Annotated in this window: 21 protein-coding genes and 2 tRNA genes; 9 read left to right on the top strand and 14 right to left on the bottom strand. The window is 64.2% G+C overall.

Annotated features, from left to right (window positions below):
- Window positions 1–11: 11 nt before the first annotated feature.
- Together JD971_RS15645 and JD971_RS15640 are read right to left on the bottom strand one after the other, a co-directional pair.
- Window positions 12–1,055, bottom strand: a complete 1,044-nt coding sequence (locus tag JD971_RS15645; RefSeq protein ID WP_202084847.1) for a substrate-binding domain-containing protein — start codon at window positions 1,053–1,055, stop codon at window positions 12–14.
- A 151-nt stretch (window positions 1,056–1,206) separates the two neighbouring features.
- Window positions 1,207–2,415, bottom strand: coding sequence for a cell wall metabolism sensor histidine kinase WalK (locus JD971_RS15640; RefSeq protein ID WP_202084845.1), 1,209 nt, complete (start codon window positions 2,413–2,415; stop codon window positions 1,207–1,209).
- Window positions 2,416–2,809: 394 nt separating this feature from the next.
- On the opposite strand from JD971_RS15640, the gene JD971_RS15635 reads away from it, so the two are divergent.
- Window positions 2,810–5,755 (top strand): TonB-dependent receptor domain-containing protein, encoded by a 2,946-nt coding sequence (locus JD971_RS15635; RefSeq protein WP_236672145.1) that lies wholly within the window; start codon window positions 2,810–2,812, stop codon window positions 5,753–5,755.
- 43 nt (window positions 5,756–5,798) lie between these two features.
- On the opposite strand, the gene JD971_RS15630 is transcribed toward JD971_RS15635, so the two are convergent.
- From JD971_RS15630 to recJ, 5 genes are all read right to left on the bottom strand, one after another.
- Window positions 5,799–7,550 (bottom strand): putative 2OG-Fe(II) oxygenase, encoded by a 1,752-nt coding sequence (locus tag JD971_RS15630; RefSeq protein WP_202084843.1) that lies wholly within the window; start codon window positions 7,548–7,550, stop codon window positions 5,799–5,801.
- The gene (locus tag JD971_RS15625; RefSeq protein WP_202084841.1) at window positions 7,532–8,272 is read right to left on the bottom strand and encodes a 2OG-Fe(II) oxygenase family protein; all 741 of its coding nucleotides are present in this window, start codon (window positions 8,270–8,272) and stop codon (window positions 7,532–7,534) included. The genes JD971_RS15630 and JD971_RS15625 overlap by 19 nt, the downstream gene beginning before the upstream one ends.
- 81 nt (window positions 8,273–8,353) lie before the next feature.
- Window positions 8,354–8,428: transfer RNA gene (locus JD971_RS15620), tRNA-Glu, on the bottom strand.
- A 50-nt stretch (window positions 8,429–8,478) separates the two neighbouring features.
- A tRNA-Glu gene (locus tag JD971_RS15615) sits at window positions 8,479–8,553 on the bottom strand.
- 80 nt (window positions 8,554–8,633) lie between these two features.
- A complete protein-coding gene (recJ, locus tag JD971_RS15610; RefSeq protein ID WP_202084839.1) occupies window positions 8,634–10,430 on the bottom strand; it encodes a single-stranded-DNA-specific exonuclease RecJ in 1,797 nt (598 codons plus the stop codon).
- Window positions 10,431–10,556: 126 nt separating this feature from the next.
- Between recJ and JD971_RS15605 the strand changes: the two genes are divergently transcribed.
- The 4 genes from JD971_RS15605 (at window position 10,557) to JD971_RS16695 (ending at window position 12,455) form a co-directional block, all read left to right on the top strand.
- Window positions 10,557–11,045 (top strand): flavodoxin family protein, encoded by a 489-nt coding sequence (locus tag JD971_RS15605; protein WP_202087770.1) that lies wholly within the window; start codon window positions 10,557–10,559, stop codon window positions 11,043–11,045.
- Between the two features lie 118 nt (window positions 11,046–11,163).
- Entirely contained in the window at window positions 11,164–11,820 is a 657-nt protein-coding gene (locus JD971_RS15600) for a hypothetical protein (RefSeq protein WP_202084837.1), read from the top strand.
- A gap of 48 nt (window positions 11,821–11,868) precedes the next feature.
- Window positions 11,869–12,318, top strand: coding sequence for an AHH domain-containing protein (locus JD971_RS15595; protein ID WP_236672144.1), 450 nt, complete (start codon window positions 11,869–11,871; stop codon window positions 12,316–12,318).
- Window positions 12,273–12,455, top strand: a complete 183-nt coding sequence (locus tag JD971_RS16695) for a hypothetical protein (protein WP_236672143.1) — start codon at window positions 12,273–12,275, stop codon at window positions 12,453–12,455. Before JD971_RS15595 ends, JD971_RS16695 begins: the two co-directional genes overlap by 46 nt.
- Here the strand turns inward: JD971_RS16695 and leuA are convergent.
- The 6 genes from leuA to miaA form a co-directional block, all read right to left on the bottom strand.
- Window positions 12,452–14,128, bottom strand: a complete 1,677-nt coding sequence (leuA, locus tag JD971_RS15590; RefSeq protein ID WP_202084835.1) for a 2-isopropylmalate synthase — start codon at window positions 14,126–14,128, stop codon at window positions 12,452–12,454. The genes JD971_RS16695 and leuA overlap by 4 nt on opposite strands.
- A gap of 331 nt (window positions 14,129–14,459) precedes the next feature.
- On the bottom strand, window positions 14,460–15,110 hold the full coding sequence (locus JD971_RS15585) for a YceI family protein (RefSeq protein ID WP_202084833.1): 651 nt from the start codon (window positions 15,108–15,110) through the stop codon (window positions 14,460–14,462).
- Between the two features lie 149 nt (window positions 15,111–15,259).
- Window positions 15,260–16,279, bottom strand: coding sequence for a ketol-acid reductoisomerase (gene ilvC / locus JD971_RS15580; RefSeq protein WP_202084831.1), 1,020 nt, complete (start codon window positions 16,277–16,279; stop codon window positions 15,260–15,262).
- Window positions 16,280–16,351: 72 nt separating this feature from the next.
- Window positions 16,352–16,864 (bottom strand): acetolactate synthase small subunit, encoded by a 513-nt coding sequence (ilvN, locus tag JD971_RS15575; protein ID WP_202084828.1) that lies wholly within the window; start codon window positions 16,862–16,864, stop codon window positions 16,352–16,354.
- Window positions 16,861–18,621 (bottom strand): biosynthetic-type acetolactate synthase large subunit, encoded by a 1,761-nt coding sequence (ilvB, locus tag JD971_RS15570; protein WP_202084826.1) that lies wholly within the window; start codon window positions 18,619–18,621, stop codon window positions 16,861–16,863. Before ilvB ends, ilvN begins: the two co-directional genes overlap by 4 nt.
- A gap of 108 nt (window positions 18,622–18,729) precedes the next feature.
- A complete protein-coding gene (miaA, locus tag JD971_RS15565) occupies window positions 18,730–19,734 on the bottom strand; it encodes a tRNA (adenosine(37)-N6)-dimethylallyltransferase MiaA (RefSeq protein ID WP_202084824.1) in 1,005 nt (334 codons plus the stop codon).
- Here miaA and serB point away from each other — a divergent pair.
- The gene (gene serB / locus JD971_RS15560; RefSeq protein WP_202084822.1) at window positions 19,727–20,608 is read left to right on the top strand and encodes a phosphoserine phosphatase SerB; all 882 of its coding nucleotides are present in this window, start codon (window positions 19,727–19,729) and stop codon (window positions 20,606–20,608) included. The genes miaA and serB overlap by 8 nt on opposite strands.
- On the opposite strand, the gene purL is transcribed toward serB, so the two are convergent.
- Window positions 20,605–22,776, bottom strand: a complete 2,172-nt coding sequence (gene purL, locus JD971_RS15555) for a phosphoribosylformylglycinamidine synthase subunit PurL (RefSeq protein WP_202084820.1) — start codon at window positions 22,774–22,776, stop codon at window positions 20,605–20,607. The two genes, serB and purL, sit on opposite strands and share 4 nt — an antisense overlap.
- 136 nt (window positions 22,777–22,912) lie before the next feature.
- Between purL and JD971_RS15550 the strand changes: the two genes are divergently transcribed.
- The 3 genes from JD971_RS15550 to coaD are packed head-to-tail and all read left to right on the top strand — an operon-like array spanning window position 22,913 to window position 24,631.
- Window positions 22,913–23,167, top strand: coding sequence for an exodeoxyribonuclease VII small subunit (locus JD971_RS15550; RefSeq protein ID WP_202084818.1), 255 nt, complete (start codon window positions 22,913–22,915; stop codon window positions 23,165–23,167).
- A 25-nt stretch (window positions 23,168–23,192) separates the two neighbouring features.
- Complete coding sequence (locus JD971_RS15545; protein ID WP_236672142.1) at window positions 23,193–24,092, top strand: polyprenyl synthetase family protein; 900 nt, start codon at window positions 23,193–23,195, stop codon at window positions 24,090–24,092.
- Between the two features lie 23 nt (window positions 24,093–24,115).
- Window positions 24,116–24,631, top strand: coding sequence for a pantetheine-phosphate adenylyltransferase (coaD, locus tag JD971_RS15540; protein ID WP_202084814.1), 516 nt, complete (start codon window positions 24,116–24,118; stop codon window positions 24,629–24,631).
- The last annotated feature ends 104 nt before the right edge of the window (window positions 24,632–24,735 follow it).

Genomic DNA, 24,735 nt, shown 5'->3' with positions numbered 1-24,735 from the left:
CTATATCCGTATTATTTCAGAACCGAGGCATCGATCGGCGTGAGGTTCTTCGCCGCATCGGCGGTCCGCGCCTGCACCGCATCCGACGATGCGATCATGCCCCGCCCGGTCAGCATGCCGTCACGGCCCCAGTTCTCGATCCAGGTCTGGATATATTCCTTGAGCCCCGGAACCGCGTCCATGTGCTGTTTCTTGACATAGAGGTACAGCGGGCGCGCGCCGGGATAGGCGTTGCTGGCGATGTTTTCGTAAGTCGGCTCGACCCCGCCGAGCGGCTGTCCATGCAGGCGCTGTGCGTTTTCTTCGAGGAAGCTGTAGCCGAAGACGCCGACGGCCTGCGGATTGGCGACGAGCTTCTGCACGATGAGATTGTCGTTCTCGCCCTGCTCGACGAACTTGCCGTCCTTGCGGACCTCGGTGCAGACGGCTTCGTATTCTTCCTCGTTGCTGTCCTTGAGCGCGGCGGTCGCGTCGTCGGTCTTGCACCCGGCAGTCATGATCAGCTCGGCGAGCGCATCGCGCGTGCCGGACGACGGCGGCGGGCCGTAGACCAGGATCGGCTGATTCGGGAAGGCGGGGTTGATGTCGTTCCAGTTCTGCGCGGTATTTTCCTCACCGAACGGACGGGCCGCGATCGCCTGGTAGAATTCGCGCGGGGTGAGGTCGAGTTTCAGCCCGTCCGCGGCCGATGCGATGGCGATGCCGTCCATGCCGACTTCGAGTTCTACGATATCGGTCACGCCATTGTTCTGGCAGGTTTCGAATTCGGACGCCTTCATCCGGCGCGACGCATTCGCGATGTCCGGGTGCGCGACGCCGACGCCGGCGCAGAACAGGTTGATGCCGCCGCCCGTGCCGGTCGATTCGATGATCGGCGAGGGATATTGCGGATAGCTGCGGGCGAATTCCTCGGCTGCCGCCTTTGCAAACGGATACACGGTGGACGATCCAACAGCCTTGATCTGCTCCCGCGAGGAAGACTGCGCCCCGCCGCATGCGGCAAGCGCGACCGTGCCCAGCAGGACGGGCAGGCTCTTGAACAGGATATTCGTCATCGATTCGATTCCTTGCATGCAATTTTCAAAGGCCGGAACACCGGACATTTTCGCGCGTTTTGTTACAGCCGTGACGCGCCATGCGCGGTCCCCATGACAGCTTTATGACAGTGACTCAACCGCGGGCGCGCAAGGGGCGTAGCGCGAAGGTTTACGCAGGGTGACGATCGGGGGCATCATCGCCCTGTAACGGAAGGCGGACCGTAATCGCGGTCCCTTCGCCCAGACGGCTGCGGATGTCGAGCCGGCCACGGTGGCGTTCGACGATATGTTTGACGATCGCAAGGCCGAGCCCCGTGCCGCCCACGGCCCGGCTGCGGCCAGGGTCGGTGCGATAGAAACGCCGGGTCAGGTGCGGCAGGTGTTCCGCCGCGATGCCCGGACCGCGATCGGTCACCACCATTTCGGCCTGATCGCTGTCGAGACGGGACAGCGCAATCGTCACCGGCGCGTCCTCCGCCCCGTATTTCAGCCCGTTGTCGACGAGATTGCGCAAGAGCTGGTCGACCTGTTGCCGGTCGCCGCGCACGGGCAGCGGCGCGTCTGTATCCTCGAGCCGGATACGATGTTCGCCATGGAGGGCGGCAATGCCTGACGCGACCGTGCGCGCCATGTCGCCGAGATCGAAGATGGCGGGCGGCAATTCGTGCTTTTCCGCCTCGATCCGGGAAAGCGACATCAGATCCTCGACGAGCGCCTGCAATCTTTTGCTTTCGCGCAGGATGGTGCGGTGGAAACGAAGGCTGGTCTCCGGCCCGATGCGCGCGCCGCCCTCCGCCTCGATCAGGGTTTCGGCATAGCCGATGATGGAGGCGAGGGGGGTGCGCAGCTCGTGGCTGGCGTTGGCGACGAAATCGGTGTGGGCGCGGCTGATGTCCGCCTCCGCCGTGCGGTTGACCAGTTCGACCATCGTGGAGGTAGCGTCGATGGGAAGCAGCGACACGTGCCATATGCTGCGCGAACCGGTGAGCCCGCGCACGATCGCCTGTCCGCCGCCCTCGCGGTCGAGCAGGCGTACCGCCTCGGGATGGCGAAGCGCGACGCGGGCGTCCTGTTGCACGATATGGGCGCCCAGCACCTCGCGCGCGGCGGCATTGGCAAGGATGATGCGTCCGCCCTCGATCACGAGATAGGGCAGGCCCAGCGGTTCGAGGAAATCGCGCAGCCGGTCGGTCTGAAACAGGGCATTGGGCGGGGGCGGCGCCTGCGCATCGCTTTCCCGCGGGGTAAGGAACAGCGAGGCCGCCCATATGGTGAGCACGGCCAGACCGAGCCAGAAATCACCGGCAAGGACCATGATCGCGATCCCGCCGACGAAGGCGAGCATCAGACCCGGCAAAGGCAGGGGGCGGTGTTGCATGAATTCGAACCTGGCCTCGTAGCTTGTTCATTTCCCGCACAGAGCAGCGAGGCGCGCGTACCGGCCGAGATGTCGCGGCACCCGTGACGGATGCCACGCCCGCTTTAGGGAGGGAGCGGAGACGATACTATCTCCAATTCCCGAAAATGCATCTAGGGAAGGGATGATCTGCCAGTCTAAAACGATCGAGCGAAATGGAGTGTGATTTGATTGCAACAGATACTTAAGAATTGTTGCAGCTGCGTCAAAGGTGCCTTGTTTCCCTATGCGCTGCGACGCAATAGATACGGCAATCTTGGCCGGGAAGGGGCGGAAATCGTCGACCCGCTGGGCAGGAGATTCATTAGCTCCCGATTATCGGCGGCTGAGGACTACATTTAGGGGATTTTCCATCGTGAAATTCAAGACCAATTCCATGCTGAAGGCGAGCAGCAGCCTCCGCGCTGCCGCTCTGGTCGGCGCGACGTCGCTACTGGCCGTCGCCAGCCCGGCGTTCGCGCAGGCAGACATGGACGAGCCCGGCGTCGGCTCGCCGTCCAATTCCTATGACGAGCAGGTCGGTCAGCCGATCGTCGTGACCGGTTCGCGCATCGCGCGCCGCAACCTCGAGACTGCGGCCCCCGTCGCCGTCGTCAACGAGGAAGAGTTCGAACTTTCGGGCTCGGTCAACGTCGAATCCGTCATCAACGCGCTTCCGCAGGTCGTTCCCGGCCTCAACGGCAACTCGAACAACCCGGGCAATGGCGCCGCGACGCTGAACCTTCGCGGTCTGGGCGAAACCCGCACGATGGTGCTGGTCAACGGCCGCCGCTGGATGTTCTACGATACCTCGCAAATCGTCGACCTCAACACCATCCCGCAGTTCCTGATTCAGAACGTCGATGTCGTGACCGGCGGTGCTTCGGCCGTTTACGGTTCGGACGCGCTGGCTGGCGTCGTCAACTTCAAGCTGCGTGACGATCTCGACGGCATCCTGCTCGGCGGGCAGAGCTCGATCACCGAGCGTGGGGATGGCCACCGCTACAACATCGACATCGCACTCGGTTCCGACCTTGCCGACGGTCGCGGTAACGTCACCGTGTGGGGTTCGTACAACCGCCGCAAGGAAATCTTCCAGGATCAGCGTGCATTCTCGCGCTTTGCAGCCGTCGACGGTTGTATCGTTCCCGGGTCCATCGATGGCGACACCGGCATCAGCAGCGACCGTGTTCCGTTTAGCTCGTCCGCAGGTCAGACCTGCGTCGGCCAGGGCGGCGTGATCGGTCCGGTTGCCGGCGGTTCGTCGGGCGTTCCCTCGACCTATGTCGACGTTCTGGGTGCGCAGTTCGCGAACAGCGGCGGCACGCTCGTCGATTATTCGCCGTTCAACTACGCTCCGTTCAACTACCTGCAGCTTCCGCAGGAACGTTACATGCTTGGCGGCTACGGTCACTATGACATCGCCGATGGCATGACCGCGTACACCGAACTGTCCTATGTCAATTCGAACGTGCCGCAGGAACTGGCTCCGACGCCGGCGTTCCTGACTGTCGACCTCGACGTAGACAGCCCGTTCTTCGATCAGTCGGTTCAGAACCAGCTGGCCGCGCTCGACACCGATGGTGACGGTTTCGTCAGCTCGCAGGTGCGTCGCCGCCTTCTGGAACTTGGCTCGCGTAACTCGAACGACGACCGTAACGCGTTCCGCGTTCTGGGCGGCCTGCGTGGCGAATTCTCGCCGGCATGGGGCTATGACGCCTATTACATGTATTCGCGGACCCGCAATTCGCAGATCCAGTCGGGCAATGCGTCGATCAGCCGCTTTACCCAGGCTCTGCGGACCGAGTTCGACGAGGACGGCAATCTCGTCTGCACCAATCCGGCGAACGGCTGTGTGCCGCTCAACATCTTCGGCCTGAACACGATTTCGGACGAAGCGGCGGACTTCATCCGCATCGGTGCGCAGAACACCGAAATCTCGTCGCTGCAGGTTGCCAACGCCACCATCAATGGCGAGCTTTTCGAGCTTCAGGGCGGCCCGCTGGGTGTGGCCTTCGGTGCTGAATATCGTAAGGTTTCGTCGGAATACATTCCCGACACCTTCCTTGCATCGGGCGACGTGACGGGCTTCAACGCCGGTCTGCCGACCGAAGGCAGCTATGACGTGAAGGAGCTCTTTGGCGAACTTTACGTTCCGCTGATCAACGGTGGTTTCATCGACCGTCTCGAGCTGACCGGTGCTGTGCGTTATTCGGACTACTCGCTCGGCGCAGTGGGCGGCGTGTGGACCTATGCCGGCGGCGTTACGCTTGCGCCGATCCGCGACATCACCCTGCGTGGTCAGTATCAGCGTGCCGTCCGTGCGCCCAACGTCGACGAATTGTTCGGCGGTGCGTCGCAGGGCTTCCCGCCCGCTACCGACCCGTGCTCGAGCCGTAGCACGAACCAGAGCGACGCGGTGCGTGATCTCTGCATCGCGACGGGCGTGCCTGCCGATGCGGTCTTCACCGATGCGGTTCAGCTGAACTCGCAGATCGAAGGCCAGTTCGGCGGCAACCCGAACCTCGAAGAAGAAACTGCCGATACGTTCACCGCCGGTGTCGTGCTGCAGCCCTCCTTCATCCCGCGTCTCGCCATCACCGTCGACTATTTCGACATCAAGGTCGAGAACCTGATCTCGACCTTGGGCGGCGGTCTGAACAACGCTCTGTCGCTGTGCTACAACACGGTGCAGGACGTCTCGAGCGAGTATTGCCAGGCCATCAACCGTTTCGACGATGGCAGCATCAACTTCGTCGAGATTCTGAATGCCAACATCTCGGAACTGACCACCTCGGGCGTCGACCTCGAAGTCAGCTACGCGACGCCGGTCGGCTTCAGCATGTTCGGCGCAGGTGAGAGCGACCTGTCGTTCTACTTCCTCGGCACTTGGACGGACGAGAACACCTTCACCCCGGTGTCGGATCTCCCCGATCAGACCGAGCAGTGCGCGGGCTACTACGGCTCGACCTGCGGCACGCTTCAGCCCGAGTACAAGTTCTCGAGCCGCGTGACGCTTTCCGATGGTCCTGCAACGATCAGCCTGCGTGGCCGCTATGTCGGTGAAGCCGAGGACGATCAGCTGCGTGACGGCGTGGATGCGGCATCGCTCGCCATTCCGCGTCTGAAGGAAACCTTCTACCTCGATCTCGCCACCTCGTTCGAGGTTCTGGAAAACAAGGTCATCACCTTCGGCGTGAACAACCTTCTCGACCAGCAGCCCCGTCTGACCGGCGATTCGCAGCAGCAGGCGAATACCTACCCGACCGTCTATGACGTTCTGGGCCGGGACTTCTTCGTCTCGTTCAAGGCGGAATTCTGATCTCACCGGATCAGATCCGATCGAATGGAAAGGGCGGTGGCACTCAGGTGCCGCCGCCCTTTTTCATTGCAGGCTTGAAACGCCGGAAAGCGAGCCCGAGTTTCGTTCCGCGGGGCACGACGTCGAAGGCCACGGTCATACGCCGGCCGCCTTCAAAAGGACGCGTGCCGTGATAGAGCGTGCTGGGGAAGAGAACGAGATGGGCGCGCCGTGGTTCGACCATCCGCTCGGGCGGCAGGTTCAGCCGGAGATCGCGCGGCGGTCTTCCAAGTTCAAGCCATCCGGCGCGATCCATCCCGTCCGTATCGGGCAGCTCCAGATGGATCGCCGAGGACACGCATCCTTTCGGATGAATATGCGCCGCATGAAAGCCAGAGGAATTCAGACGGACTGACCAGGATCCATCGGTTCGCCAAGGCGTGTCGCGAAATCGGAGCAGGGGGTGCCGGTCATCGCGATCGGGCAGCGCCGCGCGATAGGAATCCAGCGCCCCCATGACGGCGCGATGAAGCCTTTGGATCTCAGGCGTCGAGCGGGCGAAAAGCCGCCCGCGCGTCTGGCTACCGCCCCGCACCGATTGGCCGAGCGGCAGGGAGGACCGTTCGTGAAGCGCATGGAGAACTGCGCATACCGTCCGCAGCGATTGCGGTTCGAGGGGAAGGGGAAGTCGCTGCACCAGCGTGTCCTGGCCATGCAGCCATTCCAGCCGGCTATCCCCCGACAGACGCCAGCAAATCGAACGAAGCGCCCATGCGCCGATATCGAATGGACGTTCGTCCAGAACGCGCAGCAGCAGGGCTTCTGCCTGTTCCTGATCGCCCAGTCGTATCCAGTGCCGCGCTTCGTGGAGGTCGCGCGTGGCACTTCGCCCTGACAACTCGGCAAAAATTGCACCCGCGCGCGCATCGTCGCCCGCCTCGCCGGCGTGAACCGCCTCCAGCAAGGCAAAGCGCGGGTCGTCGGGAAAAGCACGTCGTGCGTTTGCCGCGACATCCGCTGCCTCGGAAAAACGGTCGAGCCCTGCCAATTGCCGCGCCCATTCCAGTCGTATCGCAGCATCGTCCGGCGCACGGAGTGCCGCCTCATAATAAGGCGCTGTAAAATTGTCATCGCCGCGCGCAAGACGCAATTGCGCCGTTTGGGAAAGCGCATCGGTCCATCGCGGAGCGGCTGCGTTCAATCGCTCCGAGAGGGCGAGCGCATCGTCATTCCGGCCGGTAATTTCGAGAGCCTGCGCATATCCGAGCAAGAGTTCCGGGTCGTTTGAATTCAAGCGTAGCGCCGCTTCGTATCGCGCGACCACATCGTCATCCGCCCGTTCGAGCGCGATACGCGCCCGTCCGTGCATCGCTCGCGCATGATCCGGCTGTAATGACAATGCCCCGTCATAGCTTTTCGCCGCATCGTCGAGGAGGGAAAGCGCGCGTTCGACATGGCCCCGCGTCGCAAAATAGCGCGCATCGCGTTGCGCACTGAACTCGAAACCGGAAAGCGTCGCCAGCGCTTCGTCATGATGGCCGAAGCGATGAAGCGCGATGGCGAAATTGGTGGCATATTCGATGGAATCCGGCACCAGTCGAAAGGCCTTGCGATACCATGCGAGCGCATTTTCGCGCCGGTCGAGCCGGAGCGCCAACCCGCCCGCACTATTCAAAAGCGCGGCGTGGTCGCCCGCCAATTCCACCGCATGGGCCATCCTCTGCATCGCGGTGTCGCGGTCCCCGGCCCGTTCGGCCGCTAGAGCCTGTTCCCGAAGGTTGGCCAGATCCGCGGCCTTCACCGGTCGCGTGCCCATCCCGTGATCGCGAAACGCCCGGCAGGCGCGAAGGGGGGGACATAAGACACCGCGTGACGTTGTGGTACGAGGAAGAGATTCAGCGCGTTGAAGCGCGGCTTCCATCCCGCGACGATGTCTCCATCCTCGGCGTGAAAGTTCAGATACCCCCCCCATTCCGGGCGCCAGTCGGCATCCGCGAAATTGAGGACATAGGCAACGCGCCACCCTTCGGCCACGTGGCTGTCGTCGTGCGTGGCAAGGAAATGGTTTGGTCCGTAAAGCGTCGCCTGCGCGTCCGCCTTCTTCAACGCGTCGATGCCGGTTACATCGCGGAGAAGTCCAAGATATTCCTGGGTATTAAGATGTTCTAGCAGGATGTCCTGCGCACTTCCCTCGGCCCATTTTTCGCGATAGGCGTCGAGCATGGGATAGCTGCCAAAGCGGAAAGCGTAATCCTCCCCCCTGCTCGCAGCGGCCTTGTGCGTGCTTTCCATCATGGTCTGCAGACGGCCGCGATGCTCTGGATCGCGCACTTGGTCCGCACGCATCAGGTTCGGTCCGTGGTTCCCTGCCTGCCAGGCGAGACCCCAGGGGGTCGCCGATTGGAGCACGTGGCGAATTTCGCGCGCACTTTCGTCGGTAAGCACGTTGCGGATCTGTACGCGGCTGTCCTGCGCAAAGCGGCGAGCCAGCGGGATCCGATCAATATCCGGGTTCAGCTTAAAAAGCGATTTGAGCACGCGTTTCTCGCTACAACCGCGTATGCCGCGATGCAAGGTCTAGCGGTGGGCAGCGTGATGGTCCGACGCGGTGCGCCGCAGTGGTGACCCCTACGGGAATCGAACCCGTGTTTCAGCCGTGAGAGGGCCGCGTCCTAACCGCTAGACGAAGGGGCCTTGCCGACCGGCGGCAGGGCCGCGAGGGGTCGGGAATATCTGTGCACCGGTGGTGACCCCTACGGGAATCGAACCCGTGTTTCAGCCGTGAAAGGGCCGCGTCCTAACCGCTAGACGAAGGGGCCACGTCCGGTGCAGGCCGCGCAATTACGAAGGATGAGCCGCACGGTCAAGGGTGAATTGCGAGGAAACGCAATTTTCTTTTCTAACCCGCCCAGGCGGCGTCCTCGACATGCAATTCGACCGCAGGAACCCGGCCCCAATCGTCGATTTTCGCCCGCCCGGCGAGCCAGACCCTGCGGCCGGCAGAGCCGTGAAGCAGGGCCTGCCCGAGTTCGGTTTCCTCGGCGCGAAAGGCGATGCCCTTGAAGCGTGCGCCGTCCTGTCCCGCCGCGATGATGCGTACGTGGCCGTTGCCGACCACATCGGCCTTCACCAGCCTTACCGGCCCGACCGCGACCCGCGGAGAGGGCCAGCCCACGCCGTAAGGGCCCGCGCTCTCGAGCGTATCGACAAGCGCGGGCTGCAATCCGCCCGGTGCGAGCGAGAGGTCGATCGTCGTCGTCAGCGAGGTGCGCGCGCGCTCCACGTCGCGGGACAGCCGCTCGTCGAGGAAATCCCGGAACGCGTCCAGCTTCTCCGCCGCGATGGTCAGCCCCGCCGCCATCGCATGGCCGCCGCCCTGCATGACAAGCCCCGCATCGCGCGCGGCGATGACCGCGGCGCCGATATCGACGCCCGGGATCGACCGCCCCGAACCCTTGCCGATCAACGCGCCGTCGTCGCCGTCCTGCATCGCGATGATGAGCGCGGGCCGGCCCGCCTTCTCCTTGATGCGGCCCGCGACGATCCCGATCACGCCGGGATGCCAGCCATGCCCCGCGATCACGACCACGGCGCGATTATGCTGCGCGGCGAGCTGCTGCTCCGCGGCCTCCTGCACCTCGGCCTCGACCCCGCGCCGCTCCTCGTTCAGCGCGTCGAGCCGGTCGGCGATCTCGGCGGCCTCCTCCGGGTCTTCGGTGGTCAGCAGGCGCACGCCCAGCGTGGATTCGCCGATGCGGCCCGCGGCATTGATCCGCGGGCCGAGCGCGAAGCCGAGATCGCTGCACACCGGCGCACGTTTCAACCGGCTCGCGTCGATGAGCGCCGACAGTCCGACATTCTGCCGCCGCGCCATGATCTTCAGCCCCTGCGCCACGAAGGCGCGGTTCAACCCGTGCAGCGCCGCCACATCGGCCACCGTGCCCAGCGCCACGAGGTCGAGCAGCGCCATGAGATCGGGCTCCGCGCGGTCGGCGAAATAGCCGCGCGCACGCAGTTTACGCACCAGCGCGACCGAGAGGAGGAACGCGACCCCGACCGCGGCGAGGTGCCCGTGCGCCGCCGCCTCGTCGCATTCGTCGAGCCGGTTCGGGTTCACCAGCGCGGCGGCACGGGGCAGGACGCTGCTGCATTTGTGGTGATCGACGACGATGACATCGACGCCCGCATCGTGCGCCATGTCCAGCGCCTCATACGCCATGGCGCCGCAATCGACGGTGACGACAAGGCTGCTGCCCTGCTCGCCGAGCCGGACCAGCGCCTCTCCCGACGGGCCGTATCCTTCGAGCAGGCGATCGGGGATGTAATGGCCCGGATCGGCGCCGAGCATCCGTAGCACCCGGATCATCAGCGCCGCGCTGGTCGCGCCATCGACGTCGTAATCGCCGTAGATCGTCATCGCCTCGCGTGCGAGCACCGCCTGCGCCAGCCGGTCCGCCGCGTTTTCCATGTCGGCGAAGATCGACGGATCGGGAAGGAACCCGCGCATCGTCGGCGAACGGTGGCGGTCCATATCCTCCACCGACACGCCCCGCGACAACAGCAGCTGTGTCACCAGTTCCGCAGAGCCTGCCTCGTCCGCGGCGGCGCAATCGACATTGCCCCCGCGCCACCGCCATGCCCGGCCGGAAAGCGAATGTTCGACGCCGCACACGTAACCATTGGTAAGTATTGCCATGCCATGGGATTACAGCAATGCCGGTGCGAGCGAAATCGTGCTATGCCCGGACGGGATAAATTATTGTTCTGCCACCGGCGTCGCGCGGGCGCCCTTTCGATGACCCAAGGTGATGCGCAGATGACCATGAACCCGGATGCGCCATTGCTGATCGTCTGGCACAGCCGCACCGGCGCGGCCGAGGCGATGGCCGACGCCGCGTCGAAGGGCGCGGACGGCGAGGCGCGGATCGTCCGGGCGCGCGATGCGCAACCGGACGACGTGCTGAAAGCGAAGGCGTATCTTTTTGCGTGCCCGGAAAATCTCGCCACCATGTCGGGCATGATGAAAGAGTTTTTCGACAGGTGCTATTATCCCGTGCTCGGCCGGATCGAGGGGCGTGCCTATGCCACCGCGATTTCGGCGGGATCCGACGGGGAGGGCGCCACGCGGCAGATCGACCGCATCGTGGCTGGCTGGCGGCTGAAGCGTGTGGCCGACCCGCTCATCGTGAATTGCGATGCGCAGGATGCGGCGTCGATCCTCGCGCCCAAAACAATCGCCCCGGAAGAGGTCGCGCGATGCGAAGAGCTCGGCGCCGCCATGGCCGAGGGGGTGCGGATGGGCATTTTCTGATCTGCGAAGAGGGGCGATTGCGCAAAATCTGAACCATTATGGACATGTATGTAAACTAATCTCGACCTGAGGGCGGGTATGTCGTTAGCGACGATAATTCGCAACAAAGGTTATAACCATGTCTGATCGGAAGGCGCGCTCGTCACCGGAGATTGAAACGATCAACGAAAACGGACTCATGATCTTCTTCGACCGAGACAGGACCGACATCTCTTCGCTGCCCCCCGCGGTGGCGGGCCTGTTGTCGCCGGTGTCCATCGGGCAGAGCGAATGCGTGCATCCGCGCTACCTGTTCGGGGTCGACGGCGCGACCTTGTCGAATGCGGTCTGCTTTCTGCTGCGCTCCGAATACGAAGGATTGAACGGACTGCGCGACCAGGTCGCTGCGGCCTTGCGCATTTCCGACACCACGGGATGCCTCGCCGTGGGGTGGGCACGGGCGCGCACGGCGATGGGCGTCGGCTATTTCCGCAGTGTCGCGCAAAGCTGGCTCGACGGGGGGGCGTTTCCGGCGCTCGGCCTGACGGCGCTCCACCTCGATGAAAACGGCGTCATGCAAAGCGTGGGGGTGCGCGCGCTCACCGGGTGGGAGGTTGCCGTGGCGCCGGCGCCGGGCATGAGTCATGCGCAACAGGCAAAGGTGGCGACGCGTTTCATCGATCACATCATCCGCGACGGACTCTCGGAGGATGAATCGGGGGTCGAAATCGATGGCATGGGAAAATTTCGCGTTCAGCCGAGGCGAGATTATAACATTGTTTACTTATTGCGATAATATCCGGTTAAGATAAGCCTTTGCGTATCGCAGAAGCAGGAGACTATCTTGGGATATGAGCAGTGGTCGCAGCCAGCTCCAGATTGCCGGAAGGGGATTTCATTTGGACGCGTCAATCGTCCGTCCGACCCGGGGTTCAAACCCGGGTGGCAGAAACACCATCTGCTCCCGCGGCAATTGTCGGCTATTTCTTCGCTCGCGCCGTTCTGGACGGCAATGCGTAGACATGGCGTATCCTTCGACGATTTCCATTTCAACGGCGTCCTGCTTCCCGCGACCGAAACCATCGCGGCAAAGGAAAACCTGCCGCTCCACCGCGGTCCGCACCGCGAGTATAGCGATGCGGTCGGCGAACGGGTCGGAGCCATCGAATCGTCATGGGCGAGGGGGCAGTCGAGACCCGCTTTCGCCGATTGCGAGGCGGCGGGCCGGCTGCGGCTCCTTCAAAAGCCTTGCGCCGGCGCCTGTCGCGCGAGGGGAACTCCCCGCTCACGCTGAACCGGCGCGATCCGATTGGCCACGGGATCGATTTCGGCACGCTCGACGCCATGGCCGAGCAGCTGTGGAGCGTTACCGCATACGAGGATCCGGACCGCGGCATCGCGACCATCCCCGTATGCGGAAAGGTCGGCTAGGCCGAAACGGCGGAATTCCCGGCGCTGAGAATGGCGCGCACGCTTGCGGTCGCGACATCCTCGTCAATGCCGACGCCCCAGATCGTTCGCCCGTCCTTTGTCATGCACTCGACATAGGCGGCCGCGCGGGCATCCGACCCCTTCGACAGGGCGTGCTCGCTGTAATCGAGCACTTCGAGCGTGACGTCGAAGCTTTCGCGCAACGTCGCCACGACCGAGGATATGAGGCCGTTGCCCCGGCCCGAAACGCTGCGCTCCTTGCCCGCGACGGCGATGGTTCCGGCAAAGGTACGCGTGCCGTCCGCCGCGCGCGATTCCTCGTAATCGACAAGGTGGAAATGGCGCGGGCGCGACAGGTGATATTCGCTGCGGAACGCGTCCCAGATATCCTGCGCCGTGACTTCCTGTTTCTTTTCGTCGGCGAGCCTTTGCACCGCTTTCGAAAAATGCGCCTGCATCCGCTTGGGCAGTTTGAGTCCGCGATCCTGTTCGAGCACCCAGGCGAAACCGCCCTTGCCGCTCTGCGAATTGACGCGGATGACCGCCTCGTAATTGCGGCCCAGATCGGCGGGGTCGATCGGCAGGTACGGCACGCGCCAGGTTTCGTCGTTCTGACGCTCGTGCGCCTCGAACCCTTTCTTGATCGCGTCCTGATGGCTGCCGGAAAAGGCGGTGAAGACGAGCTCCCCGCCATAGGGATGGCGTTGATGCACGGGGATCTGGTTGCAATATTCGACCGTCTCGATGACCGCATCGATGTCCGAAAAATCGAGGCCGGGATCGACGCCCTGCGTGTACATGTTGAGCGCCATCGTCACGAGACAGCAATTGCCCGTCCGCTCGCCATTGCCAAACAGACAGCCTTCGATCCGGTCCGCACCCGCCATCAGACCCAGCTCCGCCGCCGCGACCCCGGTGCCGCGGTCGTTATGGGTGTGCAGGCTGACGACGACGCTGTCGCGGCGGGGAATATTGCGGCAGAAATACTCGATCTGGTCGGCGTAGATGTTCGGCGTCGAGGCCTCCACCGTGGCGGGGAGGTTGAGGATGAGCGGCCGCTCCGGCGTCGGTTGCAGGATGTCCATGACCGCTTCGCAGCAGGCGATGCTGAAATCGAGTTCGGCGGTCGAGAACGTCTCGGGCGAATATTGGAAATGCCAGTCGGTATCGGGCCGCTTGCCCGCTTCGTCGCGCATGATCTTCGCACCGGTGACGGCGATGTCGCGCACTTCGTCCTTCGTCATGCGGAACACGATGTCGCGCCACGCGGGCGACACGGCATTGTACAGGTGCACGATGGCGGCGCGCGCGTAGGCCAGGCTTTCGAAACTGGTGCGAATGAGATCCTCGCGCGACTGCGTCAGCACCTGCACCAGCACATCGTCAGGGATGCGTCCATTTCGGACCAGACCCTGTATGAAGTCGAATTCGGTCGCACCGGCAGCGGGAAAGCCGATCTCGATCTCCTTCAATCCGACGGACAGCAGCAAGTCGAAGAACCGGTTCTTCTTCACGCTGTCCATCGGATCGATGAGCGACTGATTGCCGTCGCGCATATCGGTCGAAAGCCAGCGGGGCGGCTGTTCGATGACGGCGGAGGGCCAGGTCCGATCGTTGAGCGCGACAGGCGGGAACCGGCGATATTTGGCCGAAGGGTCGGAAAGCATGGGCATGGGAAATCTCTACTGCGATGGCGCCGGATCGGCGGCGCCGGACTGCGGCGATGGTTCGTGTCGTTCCCCCGGGCGATGCACGCCGCCCGCGGGCAACGCGAATGTCACGCCCGAGGGCGCGTAAGTCGCAGGAGCAGGCCGATGGCCGCAAAGGTCCGGATGCCGTTCATCACCGACCCCCTATGGGCACGCGGCACCGGATTGTCCAGACCGAAAACAGGATGGATCGTGGCGATTGCACGCCATTTGTTGCGCGGCATCTGCGGCGCAGCGAAACAATCGTTGCGCGAAGGCCGGCCCCCGTCTCACCGAGGCAGGGGCGCGCAGCGTCTTACTGCTTTTCGAATGCGGCCGAAATGTCGAGCACGACCTCGTCGGAGACGACCGGCAGCGCGGTGTCGATCCCGAATTGCGAACGCAGGATCGTCGCGCGCCCTTCGAAGCCGATGGTCTCCGCCTTGCTCATCGGGTTGGCGCCGGCGCCGGTGAATTCGGCTGCGATCACGACCGGATTGGTGTGACCGTTCATCGTGAGGTTGCCGGTGATCATCGCCTCGGTCGGGGTGTTGCCCATCGTGACGGAGGTGGAACGGAACACCGCCATGCCGGGATTGGGGCCGAAGAAATCGGGCTCTGCGCCATCCTGTCCCGGGCGGAGCATGTGGTCGCGCAGCCCCTCGCTCACCACGGCGAGGCTGGTGATCGGAATGCTGATCTCGACCTCGGCGGCGGTCGGGTTGGCGGGATCGATCGTGAGCGTGCCCTCCGCATCGCCGAACATGCCGAAATAATCGTTGAAGCCGAAATGGTTGACGGTCCAGCCGACGATGGTGTGCGACGGATCGGTCGCGTAGGTGCCGGCGGTGACGCGGCTGACATCGGCGACGCCGGGGAGCTGCGGCTCCTCGTGATGGTCGGCGATGGCGGGCACGGCGAGCGCGGCGGTAAGCGCGGCGAGCGGGGCGAGATAGGCAAGACGCATGATGTGAGGTCCCTTCGTGTGTTGCGTTGCGGCACGATGGCCGTGTTGCCATTCATTCGCAAGTCATCCGGCCCGAAACCCGAACGAAAATCCCCGCACGGCGCGGGGCCGTACGGGGGTTTCGTTATCGTGCCGGTGAGGCGAGGGGATCAGTTCTTGTCCTTGTCGACCAGCTTGTTCGCGCCGATCCACGGCATCATCGCGCGCAATTGTGCTCCGGTCTTTTCAATGGGATGCGCCTCAGCCCGCTTGCGCGACGCTTTCAGCTCGGGCTGCCCGGCGCGGTTGTCGAGGACGAAGTTCTTCACGAAACGGCCCGACTGAATATCGTCGAGAACGCGCTTCATTTCCGCTTTCGTCTCATCCGTGATGATGCGCGGGCCGGTGACGATGTCGCCATATTCGGCGGTGTTGCTGATCGAGTAGCGCATGTTGGCGATGCCGCCTTCGTAAAGCAGATCGACGATCAGCTTCGTTTCGTGGAGGCATTCGAAATAGGCCATTTCGGGCGCATAACCCGCCTCGACCAGCGTTTCGAAGCCGGCCTGGATCAGATGGGTGATCCCGCCGCACAGCACGGCCTGCTCGCCGAACAGGTCGGTTTCGCATTCCTCGCGGAAATTGGTCTCGATAATGCCCGAACGGCCGCCGCCGACGCCGCTTGCGTAGGCGAGCGCCACGTCATGCGCGTTGCCGGTCGCGTCCTGATGCACCGCGATGAGGCAGGGCACGCCGCCGCCGCGCTTGTATTCGCTGCGCACGGTGTGGCCGGGGCCCTTGGGCGCGATCATGATGACGTCGATGTCCTTGGGCGGTTCGATCAGGCCGAAATGCACGTTCAGACCGTGGGCGAAGGCCAGCGCCGCACCCGCCTTCATGTGGCCGGCGAGGTCGTCGTTCCAGATCGCGGCCTGGTGTTCGTCCGGGGCGAGGATCATCACGATGTCGGCCCATGCGGCAGCCTCGGAATTGTTCATCACCTTGAAGCCGGCGTCCTCGGCCTTTTTGCGCGTGGCGGACCCTTCGCGAAGGGCGATGGCGACGTCCTTCACACCCGAATCGCGCAGGTTCTGCGCATGGGCGTGGCCCTGGCTTCCATAGCCGACGATCGCGATCTTCTTGTCCGCGATCAGATTGGTGTCGCAATCGGCGTCGTAATAGACTTTCACTACTGGTTCCTTGCTGTTGTTGGTTCGCGTCGCGCCCGCAGGCGCCGTCGTTCGGGTGTTATCGAAAAAGGGTCAGTCGATGCCGCGCATCATGCCGACGATGCCGGTGCGCCCCACCTCGACCAGGCCCAGCCCGCGCATCAATGCGACGAAGCTGTCGATCTTTTCCGGTGCGCCGGTAATCTCGAAGATGAAGCTCTCGGTCGTGGAATCGACGACCTTGGCACGGAACACATCGGCAAGGCGGAGCGCCTCGACCCGGTTGTCGCCCTTGCCCGCCACCTTCACGAGCGCAAGCTCGCGTTCGACATGCGGGCCAAGCTCGGTGAGGTCGTCGACCTTGTGCACGGGGATGAGCCGGCCCAGCTGCGCATGGATCTGGTCGATCACCTTGGGCGGGCCATGGGTGACGATGGTGATGCGGCTGATCTCGTGATCCTCGGAAATATCGGCCACGGTCAGGCTGTCGATATTATAGCCGCGCGCGGTGAAAAGCCCGGCGATCTTGGCGAGGATGCCGCTTTCATTGTCGACCGTGATGGCGAGAACGTGGCGTTCGGACGGACGGGTGTCGAGATCGGTCATACCGCGGCCCTCGCTTCTTCGGTGACTGCGGCGGGGGCTTCGTCCCCGTAGAGCAGCATGTCGGTGTGCGCCGCGCCCGAACGGAACATCGGCAGGCAATTGGCAAGCTTCGCGACGCGGCAATCGACGATGACGGGACCGTCATGCGCGATCATCGCCTCGATCCCGGCGTCGAGCTCGGCCGGGTCGTCGATCAGGATCCCCTTCCAGCCGTAAGCCTCGGCGAGCTTCACGAAATCGGGCAGCGATTCCGAATAGCTGTTGGAATAGCGGCTTTCGTAGGTCAGCTCCTGCCATTGCCGGACCATGCCCATGAATTCATTGTTGAGCACGAACACCTTGACGGGGAGGCGATACTGGCTCGCCGTTCCCATCTCCTGAATGTTCATCTGGATCGATGCTTCGCCCGCGATGTCGATGACCAGCGCATCGGGATGGCCGATCTGCGCCCCGATGGCGGCGGGCAGGCCGTAGCCCATCGTGCCGAGCCCGCCACTGGTCAGCCATTTGTTGGGCTCGAAGAAATGGAAATGCTGCGCGGCCCACATCTGATGCTGACCGACCTCGGTGCTGATGATCGGGTCGCGGTCGCGGGTCAGCTCGAACAGGCGCTCGATCGCGTGCTGCGGCATGATCTCGCTGTCCGATTTGGGATATTCCAGCGAATGACGCGCCCGCCACCCCTCGATCCGGGCATACCATTCGGACAGATCCTGCGACGTCTTGCCGGTATCGCGCCATCGGTCGATGATCTGTTCCAGGACGCGTGCGCAATCGCCCACGATGGCGAGGTCGACCTCCACCGTCTTGTTGATCGAGGACCGGTCGATGTCGATGTGGATCTTCGTCGCATCGGGCGCGAAATCGTCGATCTTGCCCGTCACGCGGTCGTCGAAACGCGCGCCGACGCACAGGATGAGATCGGCGCGGTTCATCGTCATGTTCGCTTCATACGTGCCATGCATGCCCAGCATGCCGAGCCAGGCCGGATGCTGCGCCGGGAAACTGCCCAGGCCCATCAGCGTGGAGGTGACGGGCGCGCCACTCATCTCCTGCAATTCGCGCAGGAGCCGCGATGCCTCCGGCCCCGAATTGATGACCCCGCCGCCGGTGTAAAGCACGGGCGCGCGCGCGCCGGACAACAGCTCGACCGCTCGGGCGATCGCGTCGTCCGCGCCGAGTGAGGCCGGGACGTAGCGGCGATGGGCTTCGCGCGTCTTGGCTTCGGACCGGGTGGCGGGCTGTTCGGCGACCTGAACGTCCTTGGGAATGTCGATCACAACGGGGCCGGGGCGGCCCGTGGTCGCGATCTGGAACGCTTCCTCCACCGTCGCGGCGAGATCGGCCGGATCCTTCACCAGATAGTTATGCTTGGTGCAATGGCGGGTGATGCCGACGGTATCGGCTTCCTGAAACGCGTCGGTGCCGATCATCGCGGTCGCGACCTGTCCCGACAGGACAACCATGGGGATCGAATCCATGAACGCGTCCGCAATGCCCGTCACCGCATTGGTCGCGCCGGGGCCGGAGGTGACGAGCACGACGCCCGGTTTCCCGGTGGAACGCGCGTAACCCTCCGCCGCATGGGCGGCGCCAGCCTCGTGGCGGACGAGGATGTGGCGGATGCGGGAATCGTTGAACAACGCGTCATAGATGGGAAGCACCGCGCCGCCGGGATAGCCGAATACCACTTCGACACCCTGCGCGACGAGGCTGTCCATCAATGTTTCGGCGCCGGTGCGGCTGGTCACGTGCATTCTCCATCACTCGAACAAATTCGTCCGCCTAAAACAGCAGGCCCGGACGCATATCGTCCGGGCCCGTGTGAAAGCATTCGATGGGCGGCTGCTAAGTGAAATGTAATGTCATGTCAAGCCTAAGCTACGCAACATTATTGCAAAATTAGCATCAATCGTATTCGATTCCCATGCGAGCCTGCGCCAATCGCCAGGGGGTTGGTGCCGGAACCAGGTGAATTGCCGCTTGGCATAGCGGCGAGTCGCCTGCGCGCCGGCCGCAATCGCTTCCTCGCGCGTGCAGGTTCCGCGCAGCCACGCGGATATTTCCGGGACGCCGATGGCCCGCATGACCGGAAGCGCGGGGTCCAGCCCGCGCGACAACAGAGCCTCGACCTCGGCGACGGCGCCATGCTCCATCATCCTTGCAAACCGGCGGTCGCACCTGTCGAACAGCGCATCCCGTTCGGGAAGAAGGATGAACGCCGCAAGCGCAACCCCGTCGCCGATGCCGCCCGCCCTGGCCGCCTGCCATTGCCGCAGCGGAACCCCGGTGGACCGCACGACCTCCAGCGCGCGGGCGACCCGCGTCGTATCGGCGGGGGCGAGGCGGGCGGCGGCGTCCGCATCCTCATGGACGAGAGCGGCATGGGCCTCGTCCACGCGCAGGGCGCGCACGGCCGCGCGGATCGCGGGATCGATGGCGGGAACGGGCGCGATGCCGTCGATCAGGCTGCGCAGATAAAGCCCGGTCCCGCCGACGAGGATGGGCAGGGCGCCCGCCCGATGCGCCTCGGCGATTTCGCGGCGTGCCGCATCGGCCCAATCCGCGGCGGAGCATGGTGCCGCGCCATCCCATGCGCCGAACAGCCGGTGTTCGATCCCGCCCATCTCCGCAACCGACGGCCGGGCGGACAGCACGCGCAGATCGGCATAGACCTGCGCGCTGTCGGCATTGATGATGATGGCCCGCGTGCCTGAACGCTCCGCGGCCTGCGCGAGTGCGACGGCGCAATCGCTCTTGCCGCTGGCCGTCGGTCCTGCGATGAGCGCGAGCGGCGGCTTGCCGTCCTGCGGCGCGCCAAACGAATGGTAGGCGCCACCATCATCTGCGGAGTTCGAAGCCTTGCTCATTGCCCGATTGATAGCAGACAGCGCGAAACTGGAAACCGGCCTCGACACCGCGGGGGCGAAACTCGCCGAACGCGGCTGGACGATCGCCGGCGCGCAGATGATGGATTTTTGCGGCGACGTCCTTCAGATTTCCCTGCCCGAGGGTGAGTCATCGGCGGTCGCGAGCATTCTGGATCAGGCATTCGGCCCGTGCGATCTGTTGATTTCGGACCGCCCGATCGAGGTGCCGCACCTGCTGATCTCCGACATGGATTCCACCATGATCGGACAGGAGTGCATCGACGAACTCGCCGATTTTGCCGGGCTGAAGGACGAAATTTCCGCCATTACCGAGCGGGCCATGCGCGGGGAGCTCGATTTCGAGGCGGCGCTGACCGAGCGGGTCGGGCTGCTGGCGGGATTGGCGGAGGAAACCATCGCGCAATGCCTGGCCGAGCGGATCGAGCCGGTGCGCGGCGCGCGCAAGCTGGTGCAGACGCTGCGTTCGCGCGGTGCCCATACCGTATTGGTGACCGGCGGTTTCCACAGTTTCGCCGACCCGGTGGCGGACATGATCGGATTCGAACGGGTGGTCGGCAACCGGCTCGCCATCGCGGACGGGCAGCTGACGGGAAAGCTTGCCTCCGCCATCGTGGATTCGGGCGTAAAGGCGCGCACCTTGCGTGAGGAGATGGACCGGCTGGGCGATAATGCGCGCAGCCTCGCGATGGGGGACGGCGCGAACGATATTCCCATGCTACAGGCTGCCGATTACGGCATCGCCTATCGCGCGAAGCCGAAGGCGCGGGAGGCGGCCAATGGCTGGATCGAGCGCGGCGATCTTACCGCCGTGCTCGAACTGTTCGACATTCCTCGGGCGGAGTGGGTCGACTAACCCGCCATCCATTCGCGGAAAAAGCTGTCATGCGCATCGCGCAGCGCGGCGAGTGAAACGCCCGCAACCGCGTCGCCGCCCACCGTCCCGATGCGCACCGCATCCGGCAAGGTCGCATCGGCCGCGGTCGTGACGACATAGCGCCCCTGATCCTCGGCAAAGGCGCGCGCGGCGTCGAGCGGGGCATCGAGCGTGCAGCCCATGCCGCCCGCCATCGCCATTTCGGCCAGCGCGACGAGCAATCCGCCATCGCTTACGTCATGGACGGCGCCGGCCGTGCCATTGGCGATGGCCTCACGCACGATGGCGCCATTGCGCGCCTCCTTGGCAAGGTCGACGCGCGGCGCATCGCCCGCCATCCGCCCGTGCATTTCGCGCAGCCACACCGACTGGCCAAGGTCGGTGCCTTCGCCGCCGATGAGCCAGATGGCATCGCCTTCGTTGACAAACGCGATGGTCGCCATGATCGAAAGATCGTCGAGCAGGCCGACCCCGCCAATCGCCGGCGTGGGCAGGATCGCGCTGCCGCCGCCGGTCGCCTTGCTCTCGTTATAAAGGCTGACATTGCCGGACACGATCGGGAAATCGAGCGCACGACACGCGTCGCCCATCCCGTTCAGACAACCGACGAATTGCGCCATGATCTCGGGCCGCTGCGGATTGCCGAAATTGAGACAGTTGGTCACCGCGAGCGGCCGCGCGCCGACCGCGCACAGATTGCGATAGGCCTCGGCGATGGCCTGCTTGCCGCCTTCGTACGGATCGGCATAGCAATAGCGAGGGGTGCAATCGGTCGTCATGGCGAGCGCCTTGTCCGTGCCGTGCACGCGCACCACCGCCGCATCGCCGCCCGATTTCTGCATCGTGTCGGCGCCGACCTGCGAATCGTATTGCTCCCATATCCACCGGCGCGAGGCGAGGGCGGGCGTCCCCATCAGGCGCAGCAGATCCGCGCCCACGTCGCTTTCGGCTATATCGCCGAGCGGGGCCACGCCGGCCCATGCCTTGTATTCGGCATCCGACACGAAGGGGCGTTCATATTCCGGTGCATCGTCGGCGAGCGGGCCGAGCGGAATGTCGCATACCGTTTTCCCGCCGAAGGTCAGCTCCATCCGCTGCGTATCGGTGACTTCGCCGATGACCGCGAAATCGAGTTCCCACTTGCGGAAGATCGCCTCGGCCTGCGCCTCGCGTCCGGGTTTGAGGACCATGAGCATGCGCTCCTGGCTTTCGGACAGCATCATTTCATACGGCGTCATGCCGTCCTCGCGGCAGGGCACGGCATCCATGTCCAGCCGTATGCCGGTCTTGCCATTGGTGGCCATTTCGACGCTGCTGCTGGTGAGGCCGGCGGCGCCCATGTCCTGGATCGCGACGATGGCGTCCGTCGCCATGAGCTCCAGGCACGCCTCGATCAGCAGCTTTTCCACGAAGGGATCGCCGACCTGCACGGTGGGGCGCTTTTCCTCGATGTCATCGCCGAAATCCGCACTCGCCATGGTGGCGCCGTGGATCCCGTCGCGCCCGGTCTTCGACCCGACATAGACGATGGGATTGCCGACGCCCGTCGCGGCGGAGTAGAATATCCGGTCCGCATCGGCGACGCCCACCGTCATCGCATTGACGAGGATATTGCCGTCATAGGCCGGGTCGAAATTCGTCTCCCCGCCCACGGTCGGCACGCCGACGCAATTGCCGTATCCGCCGATGCCTGCGACCACGCCCTGCACCAGATGCTTCATCTTGGGGTGGTCGGGTAGGCCGAAACGCAGCGCGTTCATGTTGGCGACCGGGCGCGCGCCCATGGTGAACACGTCGCGCAGGATCCCGCCAACGCCCGTCGCCGCGCCCTGATACGGCTCGATATAGCTGGGGTGGTTGTGGCTCTCCATCTTGAAGATCGCGGCCAGCTTCGTCCCGTCCGGCCCGTCGCCGATGTCGATGACGCCGGCATTCTCACCCGGACCGCAGATGACCCAATCGGCCTCCGTCGGGAGTTTTTTCAGGTGAAAGCGGCTGCTTTTGTAACTGCAATGTTCCGACCACATGACCGAGAATATGCCCAGCTCGACAAGATTGGGCTCACGGCCCAGGGCGCCGAGCACGCGCTCGTATTCTTCGGGGGAAAGGCCATGGGCCTCGACGACGTCGGGAGTGATTTCAGCCATGCGCCGCGCCTTAGCCACGCCGCGCGCCGACTGCCAGCATTTTTGCCGCGGCCATGGCGGAGCGTTCCTCCATCCGCAGGCTTGCCGCCATCCGCAGGCTTGACCGTGACGCCGCGCCCCGCCAAAGCTGCGCGCCATGGACGAGGGCAATGACGATATCGCCGCGCTGAGCTACGAGCAGGCGCTGAAGCAGCTTGAGGATACGGTCCGCAAGCTGGAAAGCGGGGAAGCCGGACTCGACGAATCGATTGCGCTTTACGGACGCGGCGAAAAATTGCGCAAGCATTGCCAGTCGCGGCTCGACGCGGCGCAGGCCCGGATCGAGGCGATCGTCGCCGATGCGGAGGGAAAGCCGACCGCGACCCGCCCCTTCGACGAGGCGCAGGGTTGAGCATGGCGATGACGGGCCGGCCCGCGTGACGGATATCAGCAACAGCCTTGCAGGCGCGCTGACCCGCATCGCGGGCGAGGTCGACGCCTGTTTCGATGCGATGCTGCCGGTGCCGGACGATGCACGCAAACGGCTGATCGAGGCGATGCGCTATGCCGCGATCGGCGGGGGCAAGCGGGTGCGCCCGCTGCTCTGCGTGGCGGTGGCGGAAATGTTCGGCGTGCCGCGCGATGTGGCGGTCCGGGTCGGCTGCGCGATCGAGGCGATCCACGCCTATTCGCTGGTGCATGACGACCTGCCGTGCATGGACGACGACGATCTGCGCCATGGCAAGCCGACGGCCCACCGCGCCTTCGACGTGGGTACGGCGGTGCTCGCAGGCGATTCGCTTCATGCTCTGGCATTCGAGATTCTGGGCGCGCCCGATATCGTGACCGATCCTGTCCTGCGCGCCGAACTCGTCATGACGCTGGCGGGGGCGAGCGGGTCGGCGGGCATGGCCGGCGGGCAGATGATGGATATCGTCGCCGAAGAGCAGAGCTTTGACTTGCCGACGGTCACGCGCCTGCAACAGCTCAAGACCGGGGCATTGCTCGGCGCGTCTGTGGAAATGGGCGCGATCCTGGGCCGGGTGCCGGTGGATGCGCGCACGCCGCTCAGGCTCTATGCGCATGACATCGGCCTTGCGTTTCAGATTGCGGACGATCTGCTCGACCACGAAGGGGACGAGGCGCTCGCCGGAAAGGCGCTGCGCAAGGATGCGAAGGCGGGCAAGGCGACCTTTGTCTCGCTGCTCGGCCCCGAACGCGCGCGCGAACAGGCGCAGGCGCTGATCACGCAGGCGATCGGCCATCTCGCCGTCTATGACCACGAGGCGGATCTTCTGCGGGCACTGGCGCAATTCGTCATCGAACGAAAAAAATAACGTCGGAAGGGGGAGCCGAAGCGATGAGTGAACCGAGAATTGGGGTCTACCCCGGCACGTTCGACCCGATCACGCGCGGCCATTGCGACATCATCCGGCGCGGGGCAAAGCTTGTCGACAAACTGATCATCGGGGTCACCACCAACCCGTCGAAAAACCCGATGTTCAGCCCGGACGAGCGGATCGCCATGGTCGAGCGCGAGATCGCGGCCATGGAAATCGACAATGTGAGTGTGGTCGGCTTCAACGCGCTCCTGATGAAATTTGCCGAGGCGGAAGGCGCGAGCGTCATCGTGCGCGGCCTGCGCGCCGTCGCGGATTTCGAGTACGAATATCAGATGGCCGGCATGAATCAGCAGCTCAACGACAATATCGAGACGATCTTCCTCATGGCGGATGTCTGTCTTCAGCCGATCGCGTCGAAGCTGGTCAAGGAGATCGCTTGGTTCGGCGGCGACATCACCCCATTCGTGAGCGATCATGTCCGAGGCGAAGTCGTCGCCCGCGTCGCGCGCGACGGGCAGAAGGGCGATTACTGACGCAGCAGGCCGGCGATTGGCGCCTGCGATCGCGCGCGCGATATTCATTGTATCGTCAGCATCGCGCCTCTACCGCCACGCTTTCCCTATGCGTCGATACAGGA

The sequence above is a fragment of the Croceicoccus sp. YJ47 genome (genome assembly GCF_016745095.1).
GTDB lineage: Bacteria > Pseudomonadota > Alphaproteobacteria > Sphingomonadales > Sphingomonadaceae > Croceicoccus.
The sequence above is the reverse complement of the archived record's forward strand: the minus strand, read 5'-3'. Positions and strand labels throughout refer to the sequence as shown.

What these genes read in the sequence shown, in the direction of transcription:
- JD971_RS15645 (WP_202084847.1), bottom strand. Translation starts at nt 1,055, where the DNA reads ATGACGAATATCCTGTTCAAGAGCCTGCCCGTCCTGCTGGGCACGGTC.
- JD971_RS15640 (WP_202084845.1), bottom strand. Translation starts at nt 2,415, where the DNA reads ATGCAACACCGCCCCCTGCCTTTGCCGGGTCTGATGCTCGCCTTCGTC.
- JD971_RS15630 (WP_202084843.1), bottom strand. Translation starts at nt 7,550, where the DNA reads ATGGGCACGCGACCGGTGAAGGCCGCGGATCTGGCCAACCTTCGGGAA.
- recJ (WP_202084839.1), bottom strand. Translation starts at nt 10,430, where the DNA reads ATGGCAATACTTACCAATGGTTACGTGTGCGGCGTCGAACATTCGCTT.
- JD971_RS15605 (WP_202087770.1), top strand. Translation starts at nt 10,557, where the DNA reads ATGAACCCGGATGCGCCATTGCTGATCGTCTGGCACAGCCGCACCGGC.
- JD971_RS15600 (WP_202084837.1), top strand. Translation starts at nt 11,164, where the DNA reads ATGTCTGATCGGAAGGCGCGCTCGTCACCGGAGATTGAAACGATCAAC.
- leuA (WP_202084835.1), bottom strand. Translation starts at nt 14,128, where the DNA reads ATGCCCATGCTTTCCGACCCTTCGGCCAAATATCGCCGGTTCCCGCCT.
- JD971_RS15585 (WP_202084833.1), bottom strand. Translation starts at nt 15,110, where the DNA reads ATGCGTCTTGCCTATCTCGCCCCGCTCGCCGCGCTTACCGCCGCGCTC.
- ilvN (WP_202084828.1), bottom strand. Translation starts at nt 16,864, where the DNA reads ATGACCGATCTCGACACCCGTCCGTCCGAACGCCACGTTCTCGCCATC.
- ilvB (WP_202084826.1), bottom strand. Translation starts at nt 18,621, where the DNA reads ATGCACGTGACCAGCCGCACCGGCGCCGAAACATTGATGGACAGCCTC.
- miaA (WP_202084824.1), bottom strand. Translation starts at nt 19,734, where the DNA reads ATGAGCAAGGCTTCGAACTCCGCAGATGATGGTGGCGCCTACCATTCG.
- purL (WP_202084820.1), bottom strand. Translation starts at nt 22,776, where the DNA reads ATGGCTGAAATCACTCCCGACGTCGTCGAGGCCCATGGCCTTTCCCCC.
- JD971_RS15550 (WP_202084818.1), top strand. Translation starts at nt 22,913, where the DNA reads ATGGACGAGGGCAATGACGATATCGCCGCGCTGAGCTACGAGCAGGCG.
- coaD (WP_202084814.1), top strand. Translation starts at nt 24,116, where the DNA reads ATGAGTGAACCGAGAATTGGGGTCTACCCCGGCACGTTCGACCCGATC.